Genomic DNA, 20,907 nt, shown 5'->3' with positions numbered 1-20,907 from the left:
ATCTCCTATACTATCTTAAAACACCGTCGCTTCTTCCAGCGTAAACTTGACATTGTCTTCAATCCACTTACGTCGTGGTTCTACCTTGTCTCCCATGAGGACATTGACTCGACGTTCGGCGCGTGCTAGGTCCTCGATGGTGACACGTATGAGGGTACGGGTTTCTGGATTCATGGTTGTTTCCCATAGCTGGTCGGCGTTCATCTCTCCAAGCCCCTTGTAGCGTTGGAGTGTTGCGCCTTTACCGAACTGCTTGCGGAGTTCTTCAAGTTCTCCGTCTGTCCATGCGTAGGCTACTTCTTCTTTCTTGCCTTTGCCTTTGGACATCTTGTAAAGAGGCGGAAGGGCGATATAAACGTGTCCTGCCTCAACTAGGGGACGCATGTAACAATAGAAAAAGGTCAAGAGCAAGGTCTGGATATGGGCACCGTCGGTATCCGCATCGGTCATGATAATGATCTTGTCATAGTTGGCATCTTCAATGGAGAAATCTGCTCCCACACCCGCACCGATAGTATAAATCATGGTATTGATCTCTTCATTTTTGAGGATATCCGCCATCTTGGCTTTAGCTGTATTGATAACCTTACCTCGAAGGGGCAAGATAGCCTGGAACTTGCGGTCACGGCCTTGTTTGGCAGAACCTCCGGCAGAATCCCCCTCTACCAAATAGAGCTCGTTCTTAGCAGGATTCTTAGATTGGGCTGGGGTCAATTTCCCAGACAACAAGCCCTTGTCTTTTTTATTTTTCTTACCATTTCGGCTCTCATCACGCGCCTTACGTGCCGCTTCACGAGCATCACGGGCCTTGATGGCTTTGCGAATAAGATTTGAAGCTAATTCCCCATTTTCCATAAGGAAGAAAGTCAACTTATCAGCTACAATTCCATCCACAACTGGACGAGCCAGTGGGCTTCCCAATTTATCCTTTGTCTGACCTTCAAACTGGAGGTGTTCTTCAGGAACCAAGATAGAAAGAACGGCTGCTAGTCCCTCACGATAGTCTGAACCTTCAAGGTTTTTATCTTTTTCCTTGAGAAGCCCCGTCTTACGCGCATAGTCATTCATAACCTTGGTAATGGCGGACTTGAGTCCTGTCTCGTGTGTTCCACCGTCCTTAGTACGAACGTTATTAACAAAGGACAGAATGTTATCTGAAAATCCATCATTGTACTGGAGAGCTACTTCCACTTGGAAACCGTTGTCTTCACCTTCAAAGTATAGAACTGGCGTCAAAGTTTCCTTGTCTTCGTTTAGATAAGAAACGAAGTCTTGCACCCCATTCTCATAGTGGAATTCAATCCCTTCATCTGTTCGCTCGTCCGTCAAAGACAAGGTCACATTTTTCAAGAGAAAGGCTGATTCATTAAGACGCTCTGAGATGGTATTGTACTTGAAATCGATCGTAGAGAAGATCGTCGCATCAGGCATAAACGTAACCTTGGTACCTGTTTTAGACTTGGGCGCTGTACCGATTTTCTTCAGAGTTGTGACAGGTTTTCCACCATTTTCAAAACGTTGCTTGTAAACTGCACCATCGCGAGTGATTTCAACTTCTAGCCAGCTAGAAAGGGCATTAACAACGGAAGAACCCACCCCGTGGAGACCACCAGATGTCTTGTAGCCACCCTGACCGAATTTCCCTCCGGCATGAAGAATGGTAAAGATTACTTCAACCGTTGGGATTCCCATAGCGTGCATTCCAGTCGGCATCCCACGTCCGTGGTCTTGCACAGTCAAACTCCCATCTTTATTGATGGTCACATCAATACGATCACCAAATCCAGACAAGGCCTCATCGACTGCATTATCAACGATTTCCCAAACTAGGTGATGGAGACCAGCGCTATCGGTCGATCCGATATACATCCCTGGACGTTTTCGAACCGCATCCAACCCTTCTAGCACCTGAATGGCATCATCATTATAATTGTTAATATTGATTTCCTTTTTTGACACAAGGAACCTCCTATTCGTTCATCTTTACTATTCTACAGGTTTTCTAAGGATTTTGCAAAATTTTTCTTTCTCCGCTGTGACAATTTCAGAAGAGATTCTCTGCCTTTCTTCTCCATTTCATGATATAATAGGAGTATGATTACAATAGTTTTATTAATCCTAGCCTATCTGCTGGGTTCGATTCCGTCTGGTCTCTGGATTGGACAAGTATTCTTTCAAATCAATCTGCGTGAACATGGTTCTGGAAATACCGGAACAACCAATACTTTCCGCATTTTAGGAAAGAAAGCAGGTATGGCGACCTTTGTCATTGACTTTTTCAAAGGAACTCTAGCAACACTTCTTCCAATTATTTTTCATCTGCAAGGCGTTTCGCCTCTCATCTTTGGACTTTTGGCTGTAATCGGCCATACCTTCCCTATCTTTGCAGGATTTAAGGGAGGCAAGGCTGTCGCAACTAGTGCTGGAGTGGTTTTCGGATTTGCACCTGTCTTCTGTCTCTATCTAGCAGTTGTTTTCTTTGGAACCCTCTATCTTGGCAGTATGATTTCACTATCTAGTGTCACAGCATCTATCGCGGCTGTCATCGGAGTTCTACTCTTTCCACTTTTTGGTTTTATCCTGAGCAACTATGACCCTCTATTCATCGCTATTATCCTAGCTCTTGCTAGTTTGATTATCATTCGTCATAAGGATAATGTCGCTCGTATCAAAAACAAGACTGAAAATTTAGTCCCTTGGGGATTGAACTTAACCCATCAAAATTCTAAAAAATAAACGCCAGTTTGAACAGAACTGACGTTTTTTTGTATACTTATTTTGATTTGATGTAATTGATACCATCTGCTTTTGGTGCGACTGCTTTTCCAAAGAAGGCTGCCAAGACAAGAATGGTCAAAACGTAAGGTGCGATTTGAAGGTAAACCGCAGGCACTCCTTGTAGGAATGGCAATTGAGAGCCGATAACAGCCAAACTTTGTGAAAGTCCAAAGAAGAGACTAGAAAGCATGGCTCCGATTGGATTCCATTTCCCAAAGATCATCGCAGCAAGGGCGATAAATCCAGGTCCAACAATAGTTGTCACTGAGAAGTTAACTGAGATTGATTGAGCATAAATCGCTCCACCAATTCCACCTAGGAAACCGGAAATAATAACCCCTAAATATCTCATCTTGTAGACATTGATTCCCAAGGTATCCGCTGCTTGAGGATGCTCACCTACAGAGCGGAGTCGAAGACCAAATCGAGTCTTGAAGAGGATAAACCAAGCGAGGAACGAGAAGGCAATCGCTAGATAACCAAGTAGACTAGTTGACTTGAAGAAGATATCACCGATAACTGGGATATTTGCCAAGACTGGGAAGTCAAAACGTCCAAAAGTCTGACTTAGGTTGTCGGTTTGTCCTTTGTTATAAAGCACTTTCACCAAGAAAACAGCCAAGGCAGGCGCCATCAAGTTCAATACCGTACCGCTGACAACATGGTCTGCACGGAAATGAACCGTCGCTGCTGCGTGGATGATAGAGAAGAGGCCTCCAACCAATCCTGCTACAAGCAAGGATAGCCATGGAGTTGCTGCTCCAAATTGTTCTGCAAATTCAAGGTTAAAGACAACTCCAGAAAAGGCACCCATAACCATAATTCCTTCAAGGCCGACGTTTACGACACCACCACGTTCAGAGAAAACACCACCAATACTTGTAAAGATGAGGGGCGCTGAGTAAATCAGCATAGAAGACACCAAGAGGGTGAGCAAGGTTGTAATAGACATCTTTACTTACCTCCTTTAACTTGTTTTTTCGGTTTGACAAAGCGTTCGATAAGATAATGAACACTGACAAAGAAGATAATAGACGCTGTTACAATGCTGACAAGCTCAGACGGTACCTGCGCCGCATTCATACCAGGAGCTCCAACTTGGAGAACACCAAATAGGAAGGCTGCAAAGAGAATACCAATTGGTGAGTTGGCCGCAAGCAAACTAACCGCCATTCCGTTAAATCCAACAGCCAATGACGCCCCTTGAACATAGACGTTCTGGAAGGTTCCAAGCCCTTCTACAGCTCCACCAAGACCTGCCAAGGCACCTGAAATAATCATTGAGAGGATAATCGTTCTTTTTGCAGAAATACCAGCATATTCTGAAGCATGTGGATTGAGACCAACAGCACGGATTTCAAAACCAAGGGTTGTTTTCTTGAGCATGAACCAAATAACTGCAACGGCAATGATGGCAAAGAAAATACCAATATTCATCCGTGAGTTACCAGTCAACTCAGACAACCAAGGTGTCTGGTAGGTTGCATTAGCCCCAACACGAATGGTCGAATCTGTACTTTGCATGAAGTCTTTAGGGAAAGCATGGATAAAGGCATTTCCTACATACAAGACAATGTAGTTCATCATGATGGTTACGATAACCTCTGACGTCCCTAGATAGGCTCTAAGAATACCCGGAATCGCTCCGACAATCCCTCCAGCGATCAAGGCAATCACGATAGTCGCTAGAATCATCAAGGGACGTGGCATATCTGGATGCGATAGGGCAAACCAACCACTGAGAATCCAACCTGCCAAAGCCTGACCAGGAAGCCCGACGTTAAAGAAACCAGCTCGACTGGCAACGGCAAAACCAAGACCAATCAAGACCAGAGGCCCCATAGCACGGAAGATTTCTCCAATTCCACGCAGGCTACCAAAGGCTGTATAGAACAATTCTTCATAGCCCCAAATAGCATCATAACCGAAGATCCACATGACAATGGCTCCAAGTAAAATTCCTAGGAAGACAGAAATCAAGGGAACCGAAATTTGTTGTAATTTTTTAGACATCACTCTTCTCCTTTCCCAAGTTTCCACCAGCCATCAAGACACCAAGTTCTTGTTTATTGGTTGTTTCTGGTGATACAATACCTTGAATCTTACCATCGTGGATAACGGCAATACGGTCTGAGACGTTTAAAATCTCATCTAGTTCAAAGCTGACAACCAGGACAGCCTTCCCATTATCACGCTCTTCAATCAAGCGTTTGTGGATATATTCAATGGCACCGACATCCAAACCACGAGTTGGCTGGCTGACGATAAGGAGATCAGGATCACGATCAATTTCACGAGCAATTATTGCTTTTTGTTGATTTCCTCCTGAGAGTGCAGCTGCAGGCACAAATTCACTGGCAGCACGAACATCAAATTCTTCCATTAGCTTTTTAGCATAAGAAGTAATATTTGAATAGTTCAAAATTCCATTTTTACTATGTGGTTCTTTGTAGTAGGTTTGAAGGGCAATATTTTCAGAAATCATCATTTCCAAAATCAAGCCATCACGGTGACGGTCTTCTGGAACGTGCCCAACACTCAACTCTGTAATCTGACGTGGGTGCAAGCCTACAATTGAATCTCCTTTTAGCTCGATGCTACCAGATTCAACCTTGCGAAGACCTGTGATGGCTTGAATCAGTTCAGACTGACCATTCCCATCAATCCCCGCAATACCAACAATCTCTCCAGCACGAACATCCAAGGACAGATTTTTAACAGCTGGAACACCGCGGTTTTCATTGACCACCAAGTCTTTAATAGACAAGACAACTTCTTTTGGTTGAGATACTTGTTTCTCTGTTTTAAAGGAAACTGAACGTCCCACCATCATTTCCGCCAAATCAGCATTGGTAGCTCCTGCAATTTCGACTGTTTCAATTGATTTCCCACGACGGATAACTGTAACGCGGTCAGAAACTGCGCGAATCTCGTCCAACTTGTGGGTAATCAAGATAATTGATTTCCCTTCTTTGACAAGATTTTTCATAATAGCCATCAACTCATCAATTTCTGATGGAGTCAAAACGGCCGTTGGTTCGTCAAAGATAAGGATATCAGCCCCCCGATAAAGGGTTTTTAAAATTTCTACACGTTGTTGGGCTCCAACTGAGATGTCTGCCACCTTGGCAGAAGGGTCAACAGCTAAGCCATAACGTTCAGAAAGAGCCTTGATTTCTTTGCTAGCTCCAGCGATATCTAGCACACCATTTTTAGTCAATTCACTACCTAAAATGATATTTTCAGCCACTGTGAAAGCTTCTACCAACATAAAGTGCTGGTGAACCATTCCAATTCCTAAGCTAGCCGCTTTTGATGGTGAGTCGAGGTTGACAACTTGACCGTTGACCACAATTTCACCACTAGTTGGTTCAAGAAGCCCTGCTAACATGTTCATGAGCGTGGACTTACCAGCCCCATTTTCTCCTAAAAGTGCATGAATTTCACCTTTTCGTAGGTGCAGGTTGATTTTGTCGTTGGCAACAAATTCACCAAACACCTTGGTAATATCACGCATCTCAATGACATTTTCGTGTGCCATGTGCTCTTCCTTTCAGAGTCTTATTTTATTTCAATAAAGCTTGCTACTAGACAAACTAGCAAGCTTTATTGAGACAAAATGACTTTGTCTCAACTCTTAAAAAGCGGCCGATGGCCGCTTCCTAAGAAATAACTTCCATCCATTATTTTGCAGGAACTTTTACGCTTCCATCAAGGATTTTAGCTTTAGCATCTTCGACAGCTTTTTTACCTTCTTCTGAAAGGTTTGTTACTACCAAGTCAACCCCTTTATCCTTCAATGAGTAAACGATTACTTGACCACCAGGGAATTCACCTTTTTCTGCCTTGTTAGAAATATCTTTTACAGTTGTACCAACTTGTTTCAAAGTAGATACAAGAACAAAGTTTGATTCTTTACCATCTTTAGAAGTGTATTTACCTTCTGCTTCTTGGTCACGGTCAACACCGATAACCCAAACTTTTTCATTTTCAGGACGACTTTCGTTAAGTGATTTTGCTTCTGCAAAGACACCTGCACCTGTACCACCAGCTACTTGGTAAACAACGTCTGCACCAGCTGCGTATTGTGCCGCTGCAATTGTTTTACCTTTGGCATTATCACCAAATGAACCAGCATAGTCAACTTGTACTTTGATAGATGAATCTACTGAGGCAACACCTGCCTTGAAACCAGCTTCAAAACGAGAGATAACTTCTGACTCCATACCACCTACAAAACCAACTTGTTTTGTCTTAGTTGTTTTTGCTGCAGCCACACCTGCGAGGTAAGCAGATTCATTATCAGCAAATGTTACACTAGCAACATTCTTTTTATCTTTAATCACATCATCAATCAAAACATAGTTCAAATCAGTGTGCTCTTCTGCTGCATCTTTAACTGCATTGTGAAGGGCAAAACCAACACCGAAGATTAGGTTGTAACTTCCAGCCGCTTGTTGCAAGTTGTTAGCATAGTCAGCCTCACTTGTTGATTGGAAGTAAGTGAAACCTTTATCTTTTGAAAGGTTGTGTTCTTTACCCCAAGCTTGCAAACCTTCCCAAGCTGATTGGTTGAATGATTTGTCATCAACACCACCAGTATCAGTGACGATTGCTGCTTTTGTCTTCACATCAGAAGATGAATCTGCCTTACGAGAAGAGCGGTTACCACATGCAGCAAGTCCAACTGCTGCCACTGCAACTAGACCAAGGCCTAGCCATTGTTTCTTGTTCATTACTGAACCTCCTAAATAAGATGTGCAACGATGTTGCAAGTATGGATTGATTGGTCACAAAGACCCTTGCCACTCAAAGAGCGACTCAGACTAATTTAAGTCTGTAAAAGAATATGGAAGTAATTCCCCGACCGTCATCTCGACCGTCGATTTATCTTTTGCGACTAAGGTCACTTTTAGATCTTGTTCAAAAAACTCGACCATTACTTGGCGACAAGCGCCACATGGTGAAATCGGTTTTTCAGTTTGTCCATAGACAATCAATTCGGAAAATTCTCTTTGTCCTTCAGATATAGCCTTAAAAATGGCTGTTCTCTCACCGCAATTGGTCAAAGGATAGCTAGCATTTTCGATATTCACTCCCGTGTAAACACTTCCGTCTTTTGCCACTAAAACTGCTCCGATAGGAAAGTGAGAATAGGGGACATAGGCATGTTTGCTGGTTTCAATTGCCAGTTCAATCAACTCAGTAGTCGCCATCTGCCAATTCTCCTTTTAGAATTGCTACCCCAGCTGACGTTCCGATACGGGTCGCCCCTGCTTCCACAAAGGCAAGAGCATCTGCATAAGAACGAGCTCCACCAGCAGCCTTGACACCCATATCAGGTCCAACTGTTTCACGCATCAATTTGACATCTGCTACCGTAGCGCCACCAGTTGAAAAACCAGTAGATGTTTTAACAAAATCAGCTCCAGTTTTTTGAGCTAATTGGCAAGCCACAACTTTTTCTTGGTCGGTCAGCAGGCAAGCTTCAATAATGACTTTCACTAACTTGTCACCACTTGCTTCCACGACTGCGCGAATATCTGACTCAACCAAATCAAGATTACCTGATTTGAGAGCTCCAACATTGATCACCATATCAATCTCATCTGCACCATTTTGGATAACTTCTTTTGTTTCAAAAGCTTTCACAGTTGAAGTTGTTGCTCCCAAGGGGAAACCTACTACTGTGCAGACCTTGACATCTGTGTCTTCAAGACCTTTTTTAGCATGTTCAACCCAGGTCGGATTAACGCAAACACTGGCAAAATCATACTCTCTAGCTTCAGACAACAAACAATCAATTTGATTTTCTGTTGCATCTTGTTTTAAAAGCGTATGATCGATATATTTATTTAATTTCATATTCGGATTCTCCTGCGGTTTATGAGATAATTTCTATAATTTCTCGTAAACTTTGCACCCTATCATTTATTTTAACATATTTTTGAAAATCTGTAACTAGCTGAGGAGAAATTTTCCCATTTGTGTATACTTTTGCAACAATTTCTCCCTGTTGAACGGAATCTCCAACTTTCTTTTCAAAAACAATTCCTGTTTCATAGTCCAAGGCATCAGACTTAACTGCACGACCAGCACCCAGTCTCATGGCATAAAGACCAAATTCCATGGCTGGAAGAGCTGAGATAATACCCGTTTCCTGGGCAGGGATTTCCACCACATGGGCTACATTTACAGGACGATAGAGGTCTTCCAAGTCTCCACCTTGGGCTTGGACCATCTCCTCAAACTTAGCTAGCGCTTGATCATTTTCAAGATGTTGGCGAACTTCTTCAACTGTTTTATTTACATTTGCCAGACCAAGCATAATTTGAGCCAATTCACAGATGAAGTGGGTAATATCCTGACGGCCTTGACCTTGTAAAATCTCCAATGCCTCAAGGATTTCAAGGCGATTTCCAATCGCTCGTCCCAAGGGCTGACTCATATCCGTAATGACTGCTACCGTCTTCCGACCAACAGCCTTACCAAGATCCACCATGGTTTGAGCCAATTCGCGTGCCTCATCAACCGTCTTCATGAAAGCACCCTCTCCGACAGTTACGTCAAGCAAAATAGCATCCGCTCCTGCCGCGATTTTCTTGCTCATCACCGAACTCGCAATCAAAGGAATCGTGTCGACAGTTGCGGTCACATCACGAAGGGCATAGAGAAGCTTATCTGCTTTGACCAGCTGGTCTGATTGCCCAATGACAGATACACCAATATCCTGAACCTGACGAATAAAATCTTCTTGACTACGCTCTACTTGATAGCCCTTAATGGACTCCAATTTATCAATTGTCCCACCAGTATGGCCGAGACCACGACCACTCATTTTGGCTACAGGCACACCAAAGCTAGCAACAAGAGGAGCCAAAATCAAGGTTACCTTATCACCAACACCACCCGTAGAATGCTTGTCAACCTTAACCCCATCAATAGCTGATAAATCAAACTCTTGCCCTGTCTTGACCATCTTCATAGTTAGGTCAGAGATTTCTCGAGTCGTCATTCGTTTGAAATAGACAGCCATAGCAAAAGCAGACATCTGATAATCAGGGATAGTTCCTGACACATAGCCTTCAACCAGCCACTCAATTTCACTCGAAGTCAGTTCTTGACCATCTCGTTTCTTTTGGATTAAATCAACTGCTCTCATTCTTTCACACTTCTAAGGATATAGTATCCCTTATCTTTTTTTAAGATTTCGCAATTGCCAAACACCTCTTCCATCTTGGATTTAGCACTTGGGGCCCCTTGTTTTTTCTGGATAACGATTGTTAAATCTCCACCAGTTTCCAAGAAATCTTTACTTTTCTCAATGATTTCATGAACCACTTGCTTGCCCGCACGGATAGGAGGATTGGAAATGACATGGTCAAATTTCCCTTCAACTTGTTCATAGATGTTGGACTGGAAAATCGTCGCTTCTACTTTATTTCGTTCAGCATTTTGTCGCGCCAAATCCAAGGCACGATTATTGATATCGACCATGGTCGCCTGAACTCCATAAGCCTTAGCCAAGGACAAGCCCAGAGGCCCATAACCACAGCCTACATCAAGGACAGTCTCTCCTTGGTTGACCTCAAGACACTTGAGCAAAAGTTGACTGCCAAAGTCAATCATTTTCTTGCTAAAAACACCCGCATCTGTCAAAAAGGTCATTTTTTCTCCCAACAAGTCCACTCTCAACTCATGAATGTCGTGAGCAGCGTCAGGATTCTCTGCATAATACATTTTACTCATGAAACTATTTTACCATAATTTATCGAAATATTAAACCGTTTCCAAGTAATTTGACAATACGATCTAGTTTGTCATTATTTTTCTAATCAAAAGAAACTTTTTCTATCAGATACTAGATGTTTTTAGTCCCAAAATATGCTATACTAAGATATCGAATCAGAAAGACAAACTTATGACAAACGAATTTTTACATTTTGAAAAAATCAGTCGCCAGACTTGGCAATCATTGCATCGAAAGACGACACCTCCTTTGACAGAAGAGGAATTAGAATCCATCAAGAGTTTTAATGACCAGATTAGTTTACAGGATGTTACTGATGTCTATCTTCCCCTAGCCCATCTCATCCAGATTTACAAGCGTACCAAGGACGATTTAGCCTTTTCAAAAGGAATCTTCCTCCAACGTGAAAGCAAAGCCCAGCCTTTTATCATTGGGGTTTCTGGGAGTGTTGCCGTTGGAAAATCCACAACCAGTCGACTACTTCAAATCTTGCTATCCCGTACGCTTACAGATGCTAAGGTTGAGTTGGTAACAACTGACGGCTTCCTCTATCCCAACCAGACCTTGATTGAGCAAGGGATTTTAAATCGCAAGGGATTTCCTGAAAGCTATGATATGGAAGCTCTTCTCAACTTCCTGGATCGCATCAAAAATGGACAAGATGTGGATATTCCTGTCTATTCTCATGAAGTCTACGACATCGTACCTGAGGAAAAACAAAGCGTCAAAGCTGCAGACTTTGTAATTGTTGAGGGGATTAATGTCTTTCAGAATCCACAAAACGAGCGTCTCTATATCACTGACTTCTTTGACTTTTCAATCTATGTTGATGCCTCAGTAGATGACATCGAGAGTTGGTATCTTGATCGTTTCTTGAAAATGCTGAGCCTAGCTCAAAACGACCCTGATAGCTACTACTATCGTTTTACTCAAATGCCGATTGGGGAAGTGGAAGCCTTTGCCCATCAGGTCTGGACCAGTATCAATCTCACAAATCTGCAAAATTATATTGAACCAACTAGAAATCGTGCGGAAGTGATTCTTCATAAAACAAAGAACCATGAAATCGATGAAATTTACTTAAAAAAATAATTTTCCCTTGTCAAAACGTAAGTTTTCAGATATAATAGTATAGTTAGTAAATATGGAGGTAAGAACATTGGCAAACATTAAATCAGCTATCAAACGCGCTGAATTGAACGTTAAACAAAACGAAAAGAACTCAGCTCAAAAATCAGCTATGCGTACTGCTATCAAAGCTTTCGAAGCAAACCCATCTGAAGAACTTTTCCGTGCTGCTAGCTCAGCTATCGATAAAGCAGAAACTAAAGGTTTGATTCACAAAAACAAAGCAAGCCGCGATAAAGCTCGTCTTTCAGCTAAACTTGCTAAATAAGAAACAGTCCATGAGGCTGTTTTTTTGTCCCCAAATAGGAAAAGGTAGAAAATGAAAATCGCAATCATCGGATATTCTGGTGCTGGTAAGTCAACTCTAGCTGAAAAGTTATCTCTCTACTACTCAATCCCAAAACTTCACATGGACACACTCCAATTTCAACCCGGTTGGCAAGACAGTGACCAAGAATGGATGTTGACCGAGATGAAAAGCTTTCTCACCAAGCATGAAGCTTGGATCACTGATGGGAATTATTCTTGGTGCTATTACGAAGAAAGAATGCAGGAAGCTGACCAAATCATCTTTCTTAATTTTTCGCCATTGACCTGTCTCTTTCGAGCCTTTAAACGTTATCTCACATACCGAGGCAAGGTCAGAGAAAGTATGGCAGCTGGTTGTCAAGAACAATTTAATTGGGAGTTTATTCGATGGATTCTTTGGGACGGCCGAACAAATAATGCTAAGGAAAGATACCAAAAATTAAGTGATACCTACCCTGAAAAGATGCATATTCTCCATTCTCAAGCAGAGATTGATTATTTCTTGCAATCTCTTAAAAAATAGACGATAGAGCAACATTCATTTAGGTCACAGTATGGACTGAATGACTAAAAAAGGAAGATTTTCATCCAGAAAATCTTCCTTTTGTGTTCCCTTTTATTCAGCAATCAAGGTTTCTAAACCAACCTTCATCATATCAGTGAAGGTATTTTGGCGTTCTTCTGCAGTTGTATCTTCGTCAGGATTGACCAAACTATCAGAAATGGTCATGATAGCTAGCGCATCTACATGGTGTTGAGCTGCCAGATAGTAAAGTGCTGCTGCTTCCATTTCCACGGCTTTCACACCCCATTTACCAAGCTCAATGTTCTTTTCAAAGTAGTTTGAATAGAAAACATCTGATGACAAGACGTTACCAACGTGGGTCGTCATACCAAGGTCTTTGGCAATATGGTAGGCTTTATCTAGCAAATCAAAGCTAGCGATTTGAGGGAAATCGTATTGAGGCCAGTCGTTCCGAACAATGTTTGAATTGGTAGCAGCTGCTTGCGCCAAGACCAATTCACGAACGTGAACATCCTCATTCAAAGAACCGGCTGTACCGACACGGATCAATTTCTTAACGCCATAGTCGACAATCAACTCACGCGCATAGATGGAAATGGATGGCATCCCCATCCCAGTTCCCATAACAGAAACACGGTGACCCTTATAAGTACCTGTATAACCAAACATGTTACGCACTTCGTTAAAACAAACAGCATCTTCAAGGAAATTCTCCGCAATAAACTTAGCACGAAGAGGATCCCCAGGAAGAAGAATTTTATCAGCAATTTCACCCTGCTGAGCAGCAATATGGATAGACATAATTAAGATATAAAGGGCGACAGGGAACAAAGTAAAAATAGGAAACTGACGACGCATCGCAGATGCTAGACAATTTATCTTTTTTACACAGTTCTCCGCCCGTATTCAGTTCAATGAATACAGTTAACCCATCCTTTCTTTATTTTATGAAGATTAGAGAGCGAGAAGAAAACGACTGAAAATTAGGAATCTGACGAGAAATCCTGATTTCTCAGTCAGATTATCTATTTTCCAAGTTTTCCGATCGTGTTCAAATCAGAACACACACTCTACCTTTCTTATTTTTGATATTTTGTAAAAACTAGCACAAATTAAAATATCTAGTTTGTCTGTAATTCTAATTTGTAAGCGAATCTAAAAAATTATGCAATTTTGCATTCATTTCAGAATAATCGTTACCACGCAATTCTTCGGGTGATTGAACAAAAGATAATGTTTGATGTTGTTCTATCAATCGTTCTTCACTATCCGCAGCAACCAATAAATCAATCGCTTCTAAATCAAACTCTAAATGCACTTGAAAAGCATAATGTTTAGGGCTAAAGCAAACAATCTGTCGCGGACAACCTTGACTGGTAGCAAGGATTACCGCTTCGTCTGTCAATCCCGGCATATCACCATGCCAGTGACCAACTAAAAGCTCGCTACCAAAATGTTTGAGGTGTTTATCTGCTAGTCCTTGACTAGTCATCCTAATAGGGAATACACCTATTTCTCTTTCAGGACTGTGCTCATATTGCCCCCCATAAGCAACAGAAAGTAGTTGCGCCCCTAAGCATACACCTACAATATACTTATCTTCTTCTATTGCTTGTCGAATGAGTCTAATTTCTTCTTTTGGATGATAATAAGGGAAATGTTCTTTATCTTCATCAGGAGATTGAGGACCTCCCATAATGATAAGAAAATCAATATCAGAAACTGTTTGGGGTAAAGCTTCTTCCTTATAAACCTTTGTTATTCCAATGTCATGACCTCTTGATTGAGCCCAAGTTAGATAAGCACCTGGAATTTCAAAACTCTCATGTAGTATAAAATGCACTTTCATTTCTATAGTTTACCTTTCTAAGTGTTTAGAAAAGTTTTCCACTCGTGTTCAAATCAGAACACCTTACTCTACCTTTCTATGATAAGTATTGATTATAATTCTGCAAGAATCGCTTTCAGCAAGCCTTTAAAGTCGCCTTTGACACGTTCGGTCACTTCTACAACTTCTTCGTGGTTGAGTTCTTCTTGGAAACCAGCTGCAAAGTTAGTGATACATGAAATTCCTAGTATTTTCAAGCCAGAGTGAGCTGCCACAATCACTTCCGGAACAGTAGACATACCAACTGCATCCGCTCCCAATGTCTTATAGGCACGAATCTCTGCTGGTGTTTCATAAGTCGGACCAGTTACACCGATATAGACACCTTCGTCTAGTTTGATACCAAGTTTCTTAGCCACTTCATGGGCAGTAGCACGATATTCTGGAGTATAGGCTTTAGACATATCTGGGAAACGTGGACCAAAGTCATCCAAGTTTTCACCCATTAATGGGTTTTGCCCCGTCATATTGATATGATCTGAGATAGCCATCAAAGTACCAGGACCATATCCAATACCACCAGCTGCATTGGTTACAATGACACCTTCACATCCAAGAACTTTCATCACACGAACTGGAAAAGTCACGACATCCAAAGGATTGCCTTCGTAGAAATGGAAACGACCTTGAAGAGCCAAGACCTTGCGACCTGCCAGTTCACCATATACCAATTTCCCAGCGTGACCAACTACTGTTGAACGACCCCAATTTGGAATTTCTGCATAATCTACTACAACTGGATTTTCGATTTCTTCTGCTAATTCTCCTAGGCCTGATCCAAGGATCAAACCAAACTCAGGGGCTGCAATTCCCTTGTCTTTCAGAAAGGTAGCTGTTTCATTGATTTTATCTAAAAATGTCATCATGTGTCTCCTTTATTAGTTTTTAGCATTTGACCGATTTTGTCAAAGGTTTTGGCATTGCGAATGGTAATATTGCGATAGAAAGGCATCTTGAGCAAGTACTTGTGATAGGCAGTCTTAGAGTAAGATTCTTCAGAGAATTTTCCCCAGAAAATACCAAGTTTTCCAAAATGAACCACTTCATCTTTCAGCTCTAAACTTTTAACCTTCTCGATGACTTGCTCCCCATCCAAGTCCTCCGTGTAGAAGAGAACATCCTTTCGAGCCATGTCTTCGTTCCACCAAGCTGGCAGATTCTTCAGCTCTGCTTCATAGTCTTCTTGACTCAGTAAAGAAAAACTTTGAATAAATGGATAATGGACTTCAAAGAAAACCTCTAATTTTTCAATCAACCGGGCTTTAGGGATTGTCGATGTAAAGAAAATATTGCCACTGTTGATATAAGTTTCAACCTTTTCCAGTCCCAACTCTGTCAATTCTTGACGAAGATCCGCCATGACGACCTTATTCTTGCCACCAACATTAATGCCTCTCACCAGCAAAGTAAAACGCGTCATCTTATACCAATTTATCTAAGAAGCTTTCCCCAATCATGGCAGTTTCCACGTCAAAGTTATCGGCAATAGTCGCTGATATATCTGCAAAATGTCCGACTGGAATGACCCCATTTCCTTTAAAGGCAGGGCTGTAAGCCAACAATGGAATATATTCACGAGTGTGGTCTGTTCCTGCGTAAGTTGGGTCATTTCCATGGTCCGCAGTAATCAAGAGAAGGTCATTCTCTCTCATAGCTGCGATAATTTCAGGTAAGCGTTCATCAAACTCATGCAAGCAATCACGGTAACCGTGAGCATTACGACGGTGGCCGTAAAGGGCATCAAAGTCAACCAAGTTTGTGAAAGAGAATCCTTTTTCAAACTCAGCAAGACCCATCGTCTTCAATAGTGTATCAATTCCGTGGCTGTTTGACTTGTTGTGACCCATGTCATGGTTGATACCCGCACCGTTAAAGATATCGTTGATTTTACCAACAGCGTAAGTATCGATACCAGCTTCATTCAATTTATCCAAAACAGTCGGTGCAAATGGAGATACGGCCAAGTCACGACGGTTGGCTGTACGAGTGAAGTTACCTGGTTCACCTACATAAGGGCGAGCAATGATACGACCAAGAAGGGCAGGACGTTCAAGTGTAATCGAACGAGCGTATTCACAGATACGGTACAATTCATCCAGAGGAATGATGTCTTCGTGGGCAGCAATTTGCAAAACAGGGTCAGCTGAAGTATAGATAATCAACTCTCCAGTTTCCATCTGACGAGGTCCAAAATCATCGATAACAGCTGTACCTGAGTAAGGTTTATTGGCTTCACGAATGACCTTACGTCCTGAAAATTCTTCGATTTTTGTCAGGATTTCTTCTGGGAATCCGTTCCAGAAAGTATCAAAAGGCTCAGTAATATTAAGCCCCATGATTTCCCAGTGTCCAGTCATGGTATCCTTACCAAGAGATACTTCCTCTAATTTTGTTGCATATCCTGTTGGATTGCTTTCGGCTGCTACAGTCTTAAGAGGAGTTTCCCGAGGAATATTTCCAAGACCGATTTTAGCCATGTTTGGCACATTCAAACCAACTGTTTTTGAAATGTGTCCCAGTGTGTCCGAAGCTCCGTCTGGAACCCCTGCATTGACAAAGTTATTGGCATCTGGTGCAGCACCGATTCCTACAGAATCCAGTACTACCAAGTGAATACGATTAAATTTTGACATAGTGTATCTCCTTATTATTTTAGTTATCTTGTTTTTGTTGAAGTTAAAATCTGAACCCCGTCTCGTCCAGCAACGATGACCTTATCCACCATTTGGTTAAACAAGCCGTGCTCCACGACACCAACGATATGGTCCAATTCTTGTCCGAAAGCAATTGGATCTTCGATGACATCCAAGGCTAAGTCAATGATAAAGTTCTGCATATCCGTCACAAAACGTTGGCCGTCTTTTTCACGGAAACTTGGTTTGTAGCCAGCTCGCTCAAAACGACGAAAGACTTGTTCTGCGCCATACTGAACCACTTCTACAGGCAATTTAAAAGCACCTAGTTTGTCGACCAGCTTGTTTTCATCCACTACCCAAATGTAGTCTTTTGAGGGCGTTGCAACAACCTTCTCCATCAGGAGGGCACCACCACCGCCTTTGATTCCATTAAACTGACTATCCACTTCATCCGCCCCATCGACTGTCACATCGACAAAGTCTACTTGGTCAATAGACTTGAGTGGGATATTAAGCCCTTCAGCCTGTTTACTAGTCACACTAGAAGTCGTTACAGCTGTAATCTGCAATCCTTCTTCCTTGATACGACGACCAACTTCTTCTACAAAATAATAGGCAGTAGAACCCGTTCCAAGTCCGACTACCATGCCATCCTTGACAAATTCAGCAGCCTTGATACCTGCCATTTTTTTCAGATTTTCCACTCAAACACCTCCATTAAAGAGCTAACTTTATTATAACATGTATCACTTTTTATTTCATGGATACACTGAAAAAAACCGAACATTTTTATCTATGATTTCTAATTTTCTTTCTCCATGCTTGTATACAGATCAAAAATTCCTAAATCTAGATTTCGAAAGCTCTTTAAAAATTAAAGTTGATTTTTATCATAAAGATGATTAAATAGGTAAGTACAGAAAAGGAGAAATAAGATGAACCCATTAGATTTGTTTAATCAAGTAAAAGAACTAATCGAGACAAAAGATTTTGAAGCTGCAAAAACATTCGTTGCAGAAAATCAAGATCAACTCGGAGAATACTTCGCGCAAGCTCAGCAGTTGATTTCTGGTTCTGAAGGTCTAGATGGCCTCGTTGGAAAGATTAAAGGATTTTTCTAAAAGATATAAAGGCGCCTGAAACGATCAGGTGCCTTTTTGAGATATTTTTTTCATTATTTTGGGAAGACGGCTACTGATTTCCGTCGGCAAGACCACATAATATTCTTGAGATAGTTCTTGGGCTATGGCTGAATGAAAATGAGTCGCTACTGCCACACGCTCGTAGAGACTGGCCTGTCGGAATTGGCCTACAAATCCTGCGATCATCCCAGCTAGTGTATCTCCCATACCACCAGTTGCCTGATAGGGACCGCCAACCTGTAACTGGTAATAATCAGATTGACCAACTTGCCAAATACGTGTAGCTGGACCTTTCTCCACCAAAATTGTTCCTTGAGGAAAGGAAGTCAGGGCACTAGCTGTTGCATCTTCGTTTTGCTTTTCAATAGCAATACCAGACAGTTTTTCCCACTCCTTTTGGTGGGGAGTTAGGATAAGCTGGTTAGATTGAAATGACAAACTTGTTCTAGCAAGAATGGTCAGGGCACCACCATCTACAATCAAAATCTGATTTTGGCTTAAATTAACAAAGACTTGTTTTACTAGATCTTCTCCAAAAGCATCGTCTCGTAAACCAGGTCCCAGCAAGACAACTTCTGCCTTCTCCAATTGCTCTTGTAACAATTGCTGGTCTTGCAGAGAAAAGGCCATAGCCTCAGGCAAATGGCTGTGTAGAGCAGGGATATTTTCCCTGTCCGTTCCAACGGTCACCAAACCAGCTCCACTTTTAACAGCCGCCAAAGCAGCCATGATGATAGCACCACCATAAGGATAAGTCCCACCAAGCAACAGCAAACGACCATAGTCTCCTTTATGACTGGTGCGAGAACGTTCAATAATGACTTTTTCTAATAATGCTTGCTCAATCACTCTCATCGTTTTTCCTCAACTATCCTTTATCTGATTGTTTTAAAACAACTTGATAGACTTTCTTAGTCCACTCTTCTAAGTCTTCTCCAGCATAGTCAAGATAATACACCCTATCTTGTATTTTGGTTGGAATAATATTTTCAAATTGGCTCTTATTATGAGTTGGAATAATGCAAATATACAACTCACTTAATAAATTAAGCATGTCCTTAATTTTTACAGCATGGTAACCATCAAAAATATAACCAGGAACTTTAATCAAATCTGTATAGATAAAATGAAAACTTACTCCAGGAATAAACTTGTCTTGTAATTCTTTCTCTGAAGGAGCTCGACCTAATAAACGCTCCATCGCTAATCGATAACCAGAACTTGTATTTGACCACCCTAACATGACATAGTCAAAATAATCTATCGGATCCGATGCAGCATTTCTACTATCCAAAACCAACTCCTCAGCATCTCGCCCAAAGGCTTTCACAGCAGATAAAATCTGACCTGTTTTAAAGATAGAAATCGCTACATCTATAGTCGTAGTATGACTACAGTAGTCTGAAGTCACTAACCTCTTATGTAGATCATAAGTCGAGGCTACTCTTTTATCTGTAGGGGTAAATGGTGGCAGAAAGGGATGCTGACAGATGTAATCTAAAATTTCTTTTTTTAAACAAGAATCAGCACACTCAATACTTGTTTGACGTCTATGAAGTTTTTCGTAAGCTATAAATTTAGCAATTTTTTCTAATTCCCACTCTTGAATATTTGGATAATCAATTAGTGCTAAGTAGTATATTCTATCCCATTGTAAACTATATTCTCCATTATAAATTTTTAAAATCATCTAATCACCTCACTCCATTATACAACAAAAAGGAAGCGCATACCTCCTTTTATAAACTTACTTTTAAAATTTTCTCTCCAATGTCCGGAGTGCTGCTTGATAAGTTTGCTCCATCAGCATAGTAATGGTCATAGGACCTACACCTCCAGGAACTGGCGTAATATGGCTAGCAAGTGGGGCAACTGCCTCATAATCCACATCCCCACAGAGCTTACCATTTTCATAGCGGTTCATCCCGACATCGATGACAACCGCACCTGGTTTCACAAAATCAGCAGTCACAAACTTAGCACGACCAATTGCGACCACAAGAATATCCGCTTTTGCAGCCACCTTAGCAAGATTATGAGTCCGTGAGTGAGTCAAGGTCACTGTTGCATTCTTGGCCAAAAGAAGCTGGGCCATGGGTTTTCCAACGATATTTGAACGACCGATGACGACCGCATTTTTACCTTCTAGATCAATCCCATATTCATGAAACATCTCCATAATTCCTGCAGGTGTCGAAGGAATCATAACTGGATGACCAGACCAGAGGCGACCCATGTTTAGGGGATGGAAACCATCCACATCTTTTTCGGGGTCAATGGCTAATAAAACTGCCTCTTCATTGATATGTTTTGGTAAAGGTAACTGGACCAAAATCCCATGCCAAGCTGGATCTTGATTGTATTTGGCAATCAAGTCTAACAATTCCGCTTGGGTAATGGTCTCTGGAACTCGCACTACTTCACTACGGAAGCCAGCAGCGAGAGCTGACCGTTCCTTGTTGCGAACGTAGACTTGGCTGGCTGGATTGTCTCCCACCAAAATCACTACCAAACCAGGTACTAGACCTGATTCTTCCTTTAATTTTGCAGTCTTTTCAGCCAACTCCCCCTGCAATTTGGCCGCTAAAGCTTTCCCATCAATAATCTGTGTCATATCACTTCTCTTTTCTTTCAAACTATCTTACATTATACCAAAAACTGCTAGTCCCCTCTAACACTTCTTTCCTAGGCAACCCTATAGTTTCAAACTATAAGAAAAAGCTCGGGTCGAGCTTTTCACTAATCTTGTC

Annotated in this window: 23 protein-coding genes; 5 read left to right on the top strand and 18 right to left on the bottom strand. The window is 41.7% G+C overall.

The annotated features are described in order from the left end of the window. Window positions 1-15 precede the first annotated feature (15 nt). Window positions 16-1,959 carry a DNA topoisomerase IV subunit B gene (gene parE / locus TZ90_RS03085; RefSeq protein ID WP_045611416.1) on the bottom strand — a complete coding sequence of 648 codons (1,944 nt, stop codon included), beginning with the start codon at window positions 1,957-1,959 and terminating at the stop codon, window positions 16-18. 135 nt (window positions 1,960-2,094) lie between these two features. Between parE and plsY the strand changes: the two genes are divergently transcribed. Then, on the top strand, window positions 2,095-2,736 hold the full coding sequence (gene plsY / locus TZ90_RS03080) for a glycerol-3-phosphate 1-O-acyltransferase PlsY (protein ID WP_045611414.1): 642 nt from the start codon (window positions 2,095-2,097) through the stop codon (window positions 2,734-2,736). Between the two features lie 37 nt (window positions 2,737-2,773). Here plsY and TZ90_RS03075 read toward each other — a convergent pair whose 3' ends face one another. The 8 genes from TZ90_RS03075 to TZ90_RS03040 form a co-directional block, all read right to left on the bottom strand. Then, on the bottom strand, window positions 2,774-3,730 hold the full coding sequence (locus TZ90_RS03075; protein ID WP_000029124.1) for an ABC transporter permease: 957 nt from the start codon (window positions 3,728-3,730) through the stop codon (window positions 2,774-2,776). 2 nt (window positions 3,731-3,732) lie between these two features. Further along, on the bottom strand, window positions 3,733-4,791 hold the full coding sequence (locus TZ90_RS03070) for an ABC transporter permease (protein ID WP_000038670.1): 1,059 nt from the start codon (window positions 4,789-4,791) through the stop codon (window positions 3,733-3,735). Then, complete coding sequence (locus TZ90_RS03065) at window positions 4,784-6,319, bottom strand: ABC transporter ATP-binding protein (protein ID WP_045611410.1); 1,536 nt, start codon at window positions 6,317-6,319, stop codon at window positions 4,784-4,786. Before TZ90_RS03065 ends, TZ90_RS03070 begins: the two co-directional genes overlap by 8 nt. A gap of 142 nt (window positions 6,320-6,461) precedes the next feature. Next, a complete protein-coding gene (locus TZ90_RS03060; RefSeq protein WP_045611409.1) occupies window positions 6,462-7,514 on the bottom strand; it encodes a BMP family lipoprotein in 1,053 nt (350 codons plus the stop codon). 90 nt (window positions 7,515-7,604) lie between these two features. Next, window positions 7,605-7,994, bottom strand: a complete 390-nt coding sequence (locus tag TZ90_RS03055; protein WP_000246088.1) for a cytidine deaminase — start codon at window positions 7,992-7,994, stop codon at window positions 7,605-7,607. After that, window positions 7,981-8,643 carry a deoxyribose-phosphate aldolase gene (gene deoC / locus TZ90_RS03050; protein WP_045611407.1) on the bottom strand — a complete coding sequence of 221 codons (663 nt, stop codon included), beginning with the start codon at window positions 8,641-8,643 and terminating at the stop codon, window positions 7,981-7,983. The genes TZ90_RS03055 and deoC overlap by 14 nt, the downstream gene beginning before the upstream one ends. Window positions 8,644-8,662: 19 nt before the next feature. Continuing rightward, window positions 8,663-9,940 (bottom strand): pyrimidine-nucleoside phosphorylase, encoded by a 1,278-nt coding sequence (locus TZ90_RS03045; protein WP_045611405.1) that lies wholly within the window; start codon window positions 9,938-9,940, stop codon window positions 8,663-8,665. Beyond that, window positions 9,937-10,527, bottom strand: a complete 591-nt coding sequence (locus tag TZ90_RS03040) for a methyltransferase (protein WP_080890719.1) — start codon at window positions 10,525-10,527, stop codon at window positions 9,937-9,939. The genes TZ90_RS03045 and TZ90_RS03040 overlap by 4 nt, the downstream gene beginning before the upstream one ends. 172 nt (window positions 10,528-10,699) lie before the next feature. On the opposite strand from TZ90_RS03040, the gene coaA reads away from it, so the two are divergent. From coaA to TZ90_RS03025, 3 genes are all read left to right on the top strand, one after another. Then, entirely contained in the window at window positions 10,700-11,620 is a 921-nt protein-coding gene (coaA, locus tag TZ90_RS03035) for a type I pantothenate kinase (protein WP_045611402.1), read from the top strand. A gap of 67 nt (window positions 11,621-11,687) precedes the next feature. Then, window positions 11,688-11,924, top strand: a complete 237-nt coding sequence (gene rpsT / locus TZ90_RS03030) for a 30S ribosomal protein S20 (protein ID WP_001274000.1) — start codon at window positions 11,688-11,690, stop codon at window positions 11,922-11,924. A gap of 51 nt (window positions 11,925-11,975) precedes the next feature. Continuing rightward, window positions 11,976-12,488, top strand: coding sequence for a DNA topology modulation protein (locus TZ90_RS03025; RefSeq protein WP_045611401.1), 513 nt, complete (start codon window positions 11,976-11,978; stop codon window positions 12,486-12,488). A 93-nt stretch (window positions 12,489-12,581) separates the two neighbouring features. Here TZ90_RS03025 and deoD read toward each other — a convergent pair whose 3' ends face one another. The 6 genes from deoD to rpiA all read right to left on the bottom strand — a co-directional run bounded on the left by deoD (window position 12,582) and on the right by rpiA (window position 17,719). Beyond that, the gene (gene deoD, locus TZ90_RS03020) at window positions 12,582-13,292 is read right to left on the bottom strand and encodes a purine-nucleoside phosphorylase (protein WP_045612542.1); all 711 of its coding nucleotides are present in this window, start codon (window positions 13,290-13,292) and stop codon (window positions 12,582-12,584) included. 337 nt (window positions 13,293-13,629) lie between these two features. Next, on the bottom strand, window positions 13,630-14,340 hold the full coding sequence (locus TZ90_RS03015) for a type 1 glutamine amidotransferase (protein WP_045611399.1): 711 nt from the start codon (window positions 14,338-14,340) through the stop codon (window positions 13,630-13,632). Between the two features lie 92 nt (window positions 14,341-14,432). Next, on the bottom strand, window positions 14,433-15,242 hold the full coding sequence (locus TZ90_RS03010; protein ID WP_045611397.1) for a purine-nucleoside phosphorylase: 810 nt from the start codon (window positions 15,240-15,242) through the stop codon (window positions 14,433-14,435). Beyond that, the gene (locus TZ90_RS03005) at window positions 15,242-15,799 is read right to left on the bottom strand and encodes a DUF1697 domain-containing protein (protein ID WP_045611396.1); all 558 of its coding nucleotides are present in this window, start codon (window positions 15,797-15,799) and stop codon (window positions 15,242-15,244) included. The genes TZ90_RS03010 and TZ90_RS03005 overlap by 1 nt, the downstream gene beginning before the upstream one ends. Before the next feature lies 1 nt (window position 15,800). Continuing rightward, entirely contained in the window at window positions 15,801-17,012 is a 1,212-nt protein-coding gene (locus TZ90_RS03000) for a phosphopentomutase (RefSeq protein WP_045611394.1), read from the bottom strand. Between the two features lie 23 nt (window positions 17,013-17,035). Then, window positions 17,036-17,719 carry a ribose-5-phosphate isomerase RpiA gene (gene rpiA / locus TZ90_RS02995; RefSeq protein WP_045611392.1) on the bottom strand — a complete coding sequence of 228 codons (684 nt, stop codon included), beginning with the start codon at window positions 17,717-17,719 and terminating at the stop codon, window positions 17,036-17,038. Between the two features lie 231 nt (window positions 17,720-17,950). Here rpiA and TZ90_RS02990 point away from each other — a divergent pair, with 231 nt between their 5' ends. Next, window positions 17,951-18,136 (top strand): hypothetical protein, encoded by a 186-nt coding sequence (locus TZ90_RS02990; protein WP_020902946.1) that lies wholly within the window; start codon window positions 17,951-17,953, stop codon window positions 18,134-18,136. 24 nt (window positions 18,137-18,160) lie between these two features. Here TZ90_RS02990 and TZ90_RS02985 read toward each other — a convergent pair whose 3' ends face one another. The 3 genes from TZ90_RS02985 to TZ90_RS02975 all read right to left on the bottom strand — a co-directional run bounded on the left by TZ90_RS02985 (window position 18,161) and on the right by TZ90_RS02975 (window position 20,771). Further along, complete coding sequence (locus TZ90_RS02985; protein ID WP_045611389.1) at window positions 18,161-19,012, bottom strand: NAD(P)H-hydrate dehydratase; 852 nt, start codon at window positions 19,010-19,012, stop codon at window positions 18,161-18,163. Between the two features lie 13 nt (window positions 19,013-19,025). Further along, entirely contained in the window at window positions 19,026-19,847 is an 822-nt protein-coding gene (locus TZ90_RS02980; RefSeq protein ID WP_045611388.1) for a hypothetical protein, read from the bottom strand. 63 nt (window positions 19,848-19,910) lie between these two features. After that, on the bottom strand, window positions 19,911-20,771 hold the full coding sequence (locus TZ90_RS02975) for a bifunctional methylenetetrahydrofolate dehydrogenase/methenyltetrahydrofolate cyclohydrolase (protein WP_045611387.1): 861 nt from the start codon (window positions 20,769-20,771) through the stop codon (window positions 19,911-19,913). Between the last annotated feature and the right edge of the window lie 136 nt (window positions 20,772-20,907).

It is taken from the genome of Streptococcus mitis (genome assembly GCF_000960005.1).
Taxonomy (GTDB): Bacteria; Bacillota; Bacilli; order Lactobacillales; family Streptococcaceae; genus Streptococcus; species Streptococcus mitis_CK.
The sequence above is the reverse complement of the archived record's forward strand: the minus strand, read 5'-3'. Positions and strand labels throughout refer to the sequence as shown.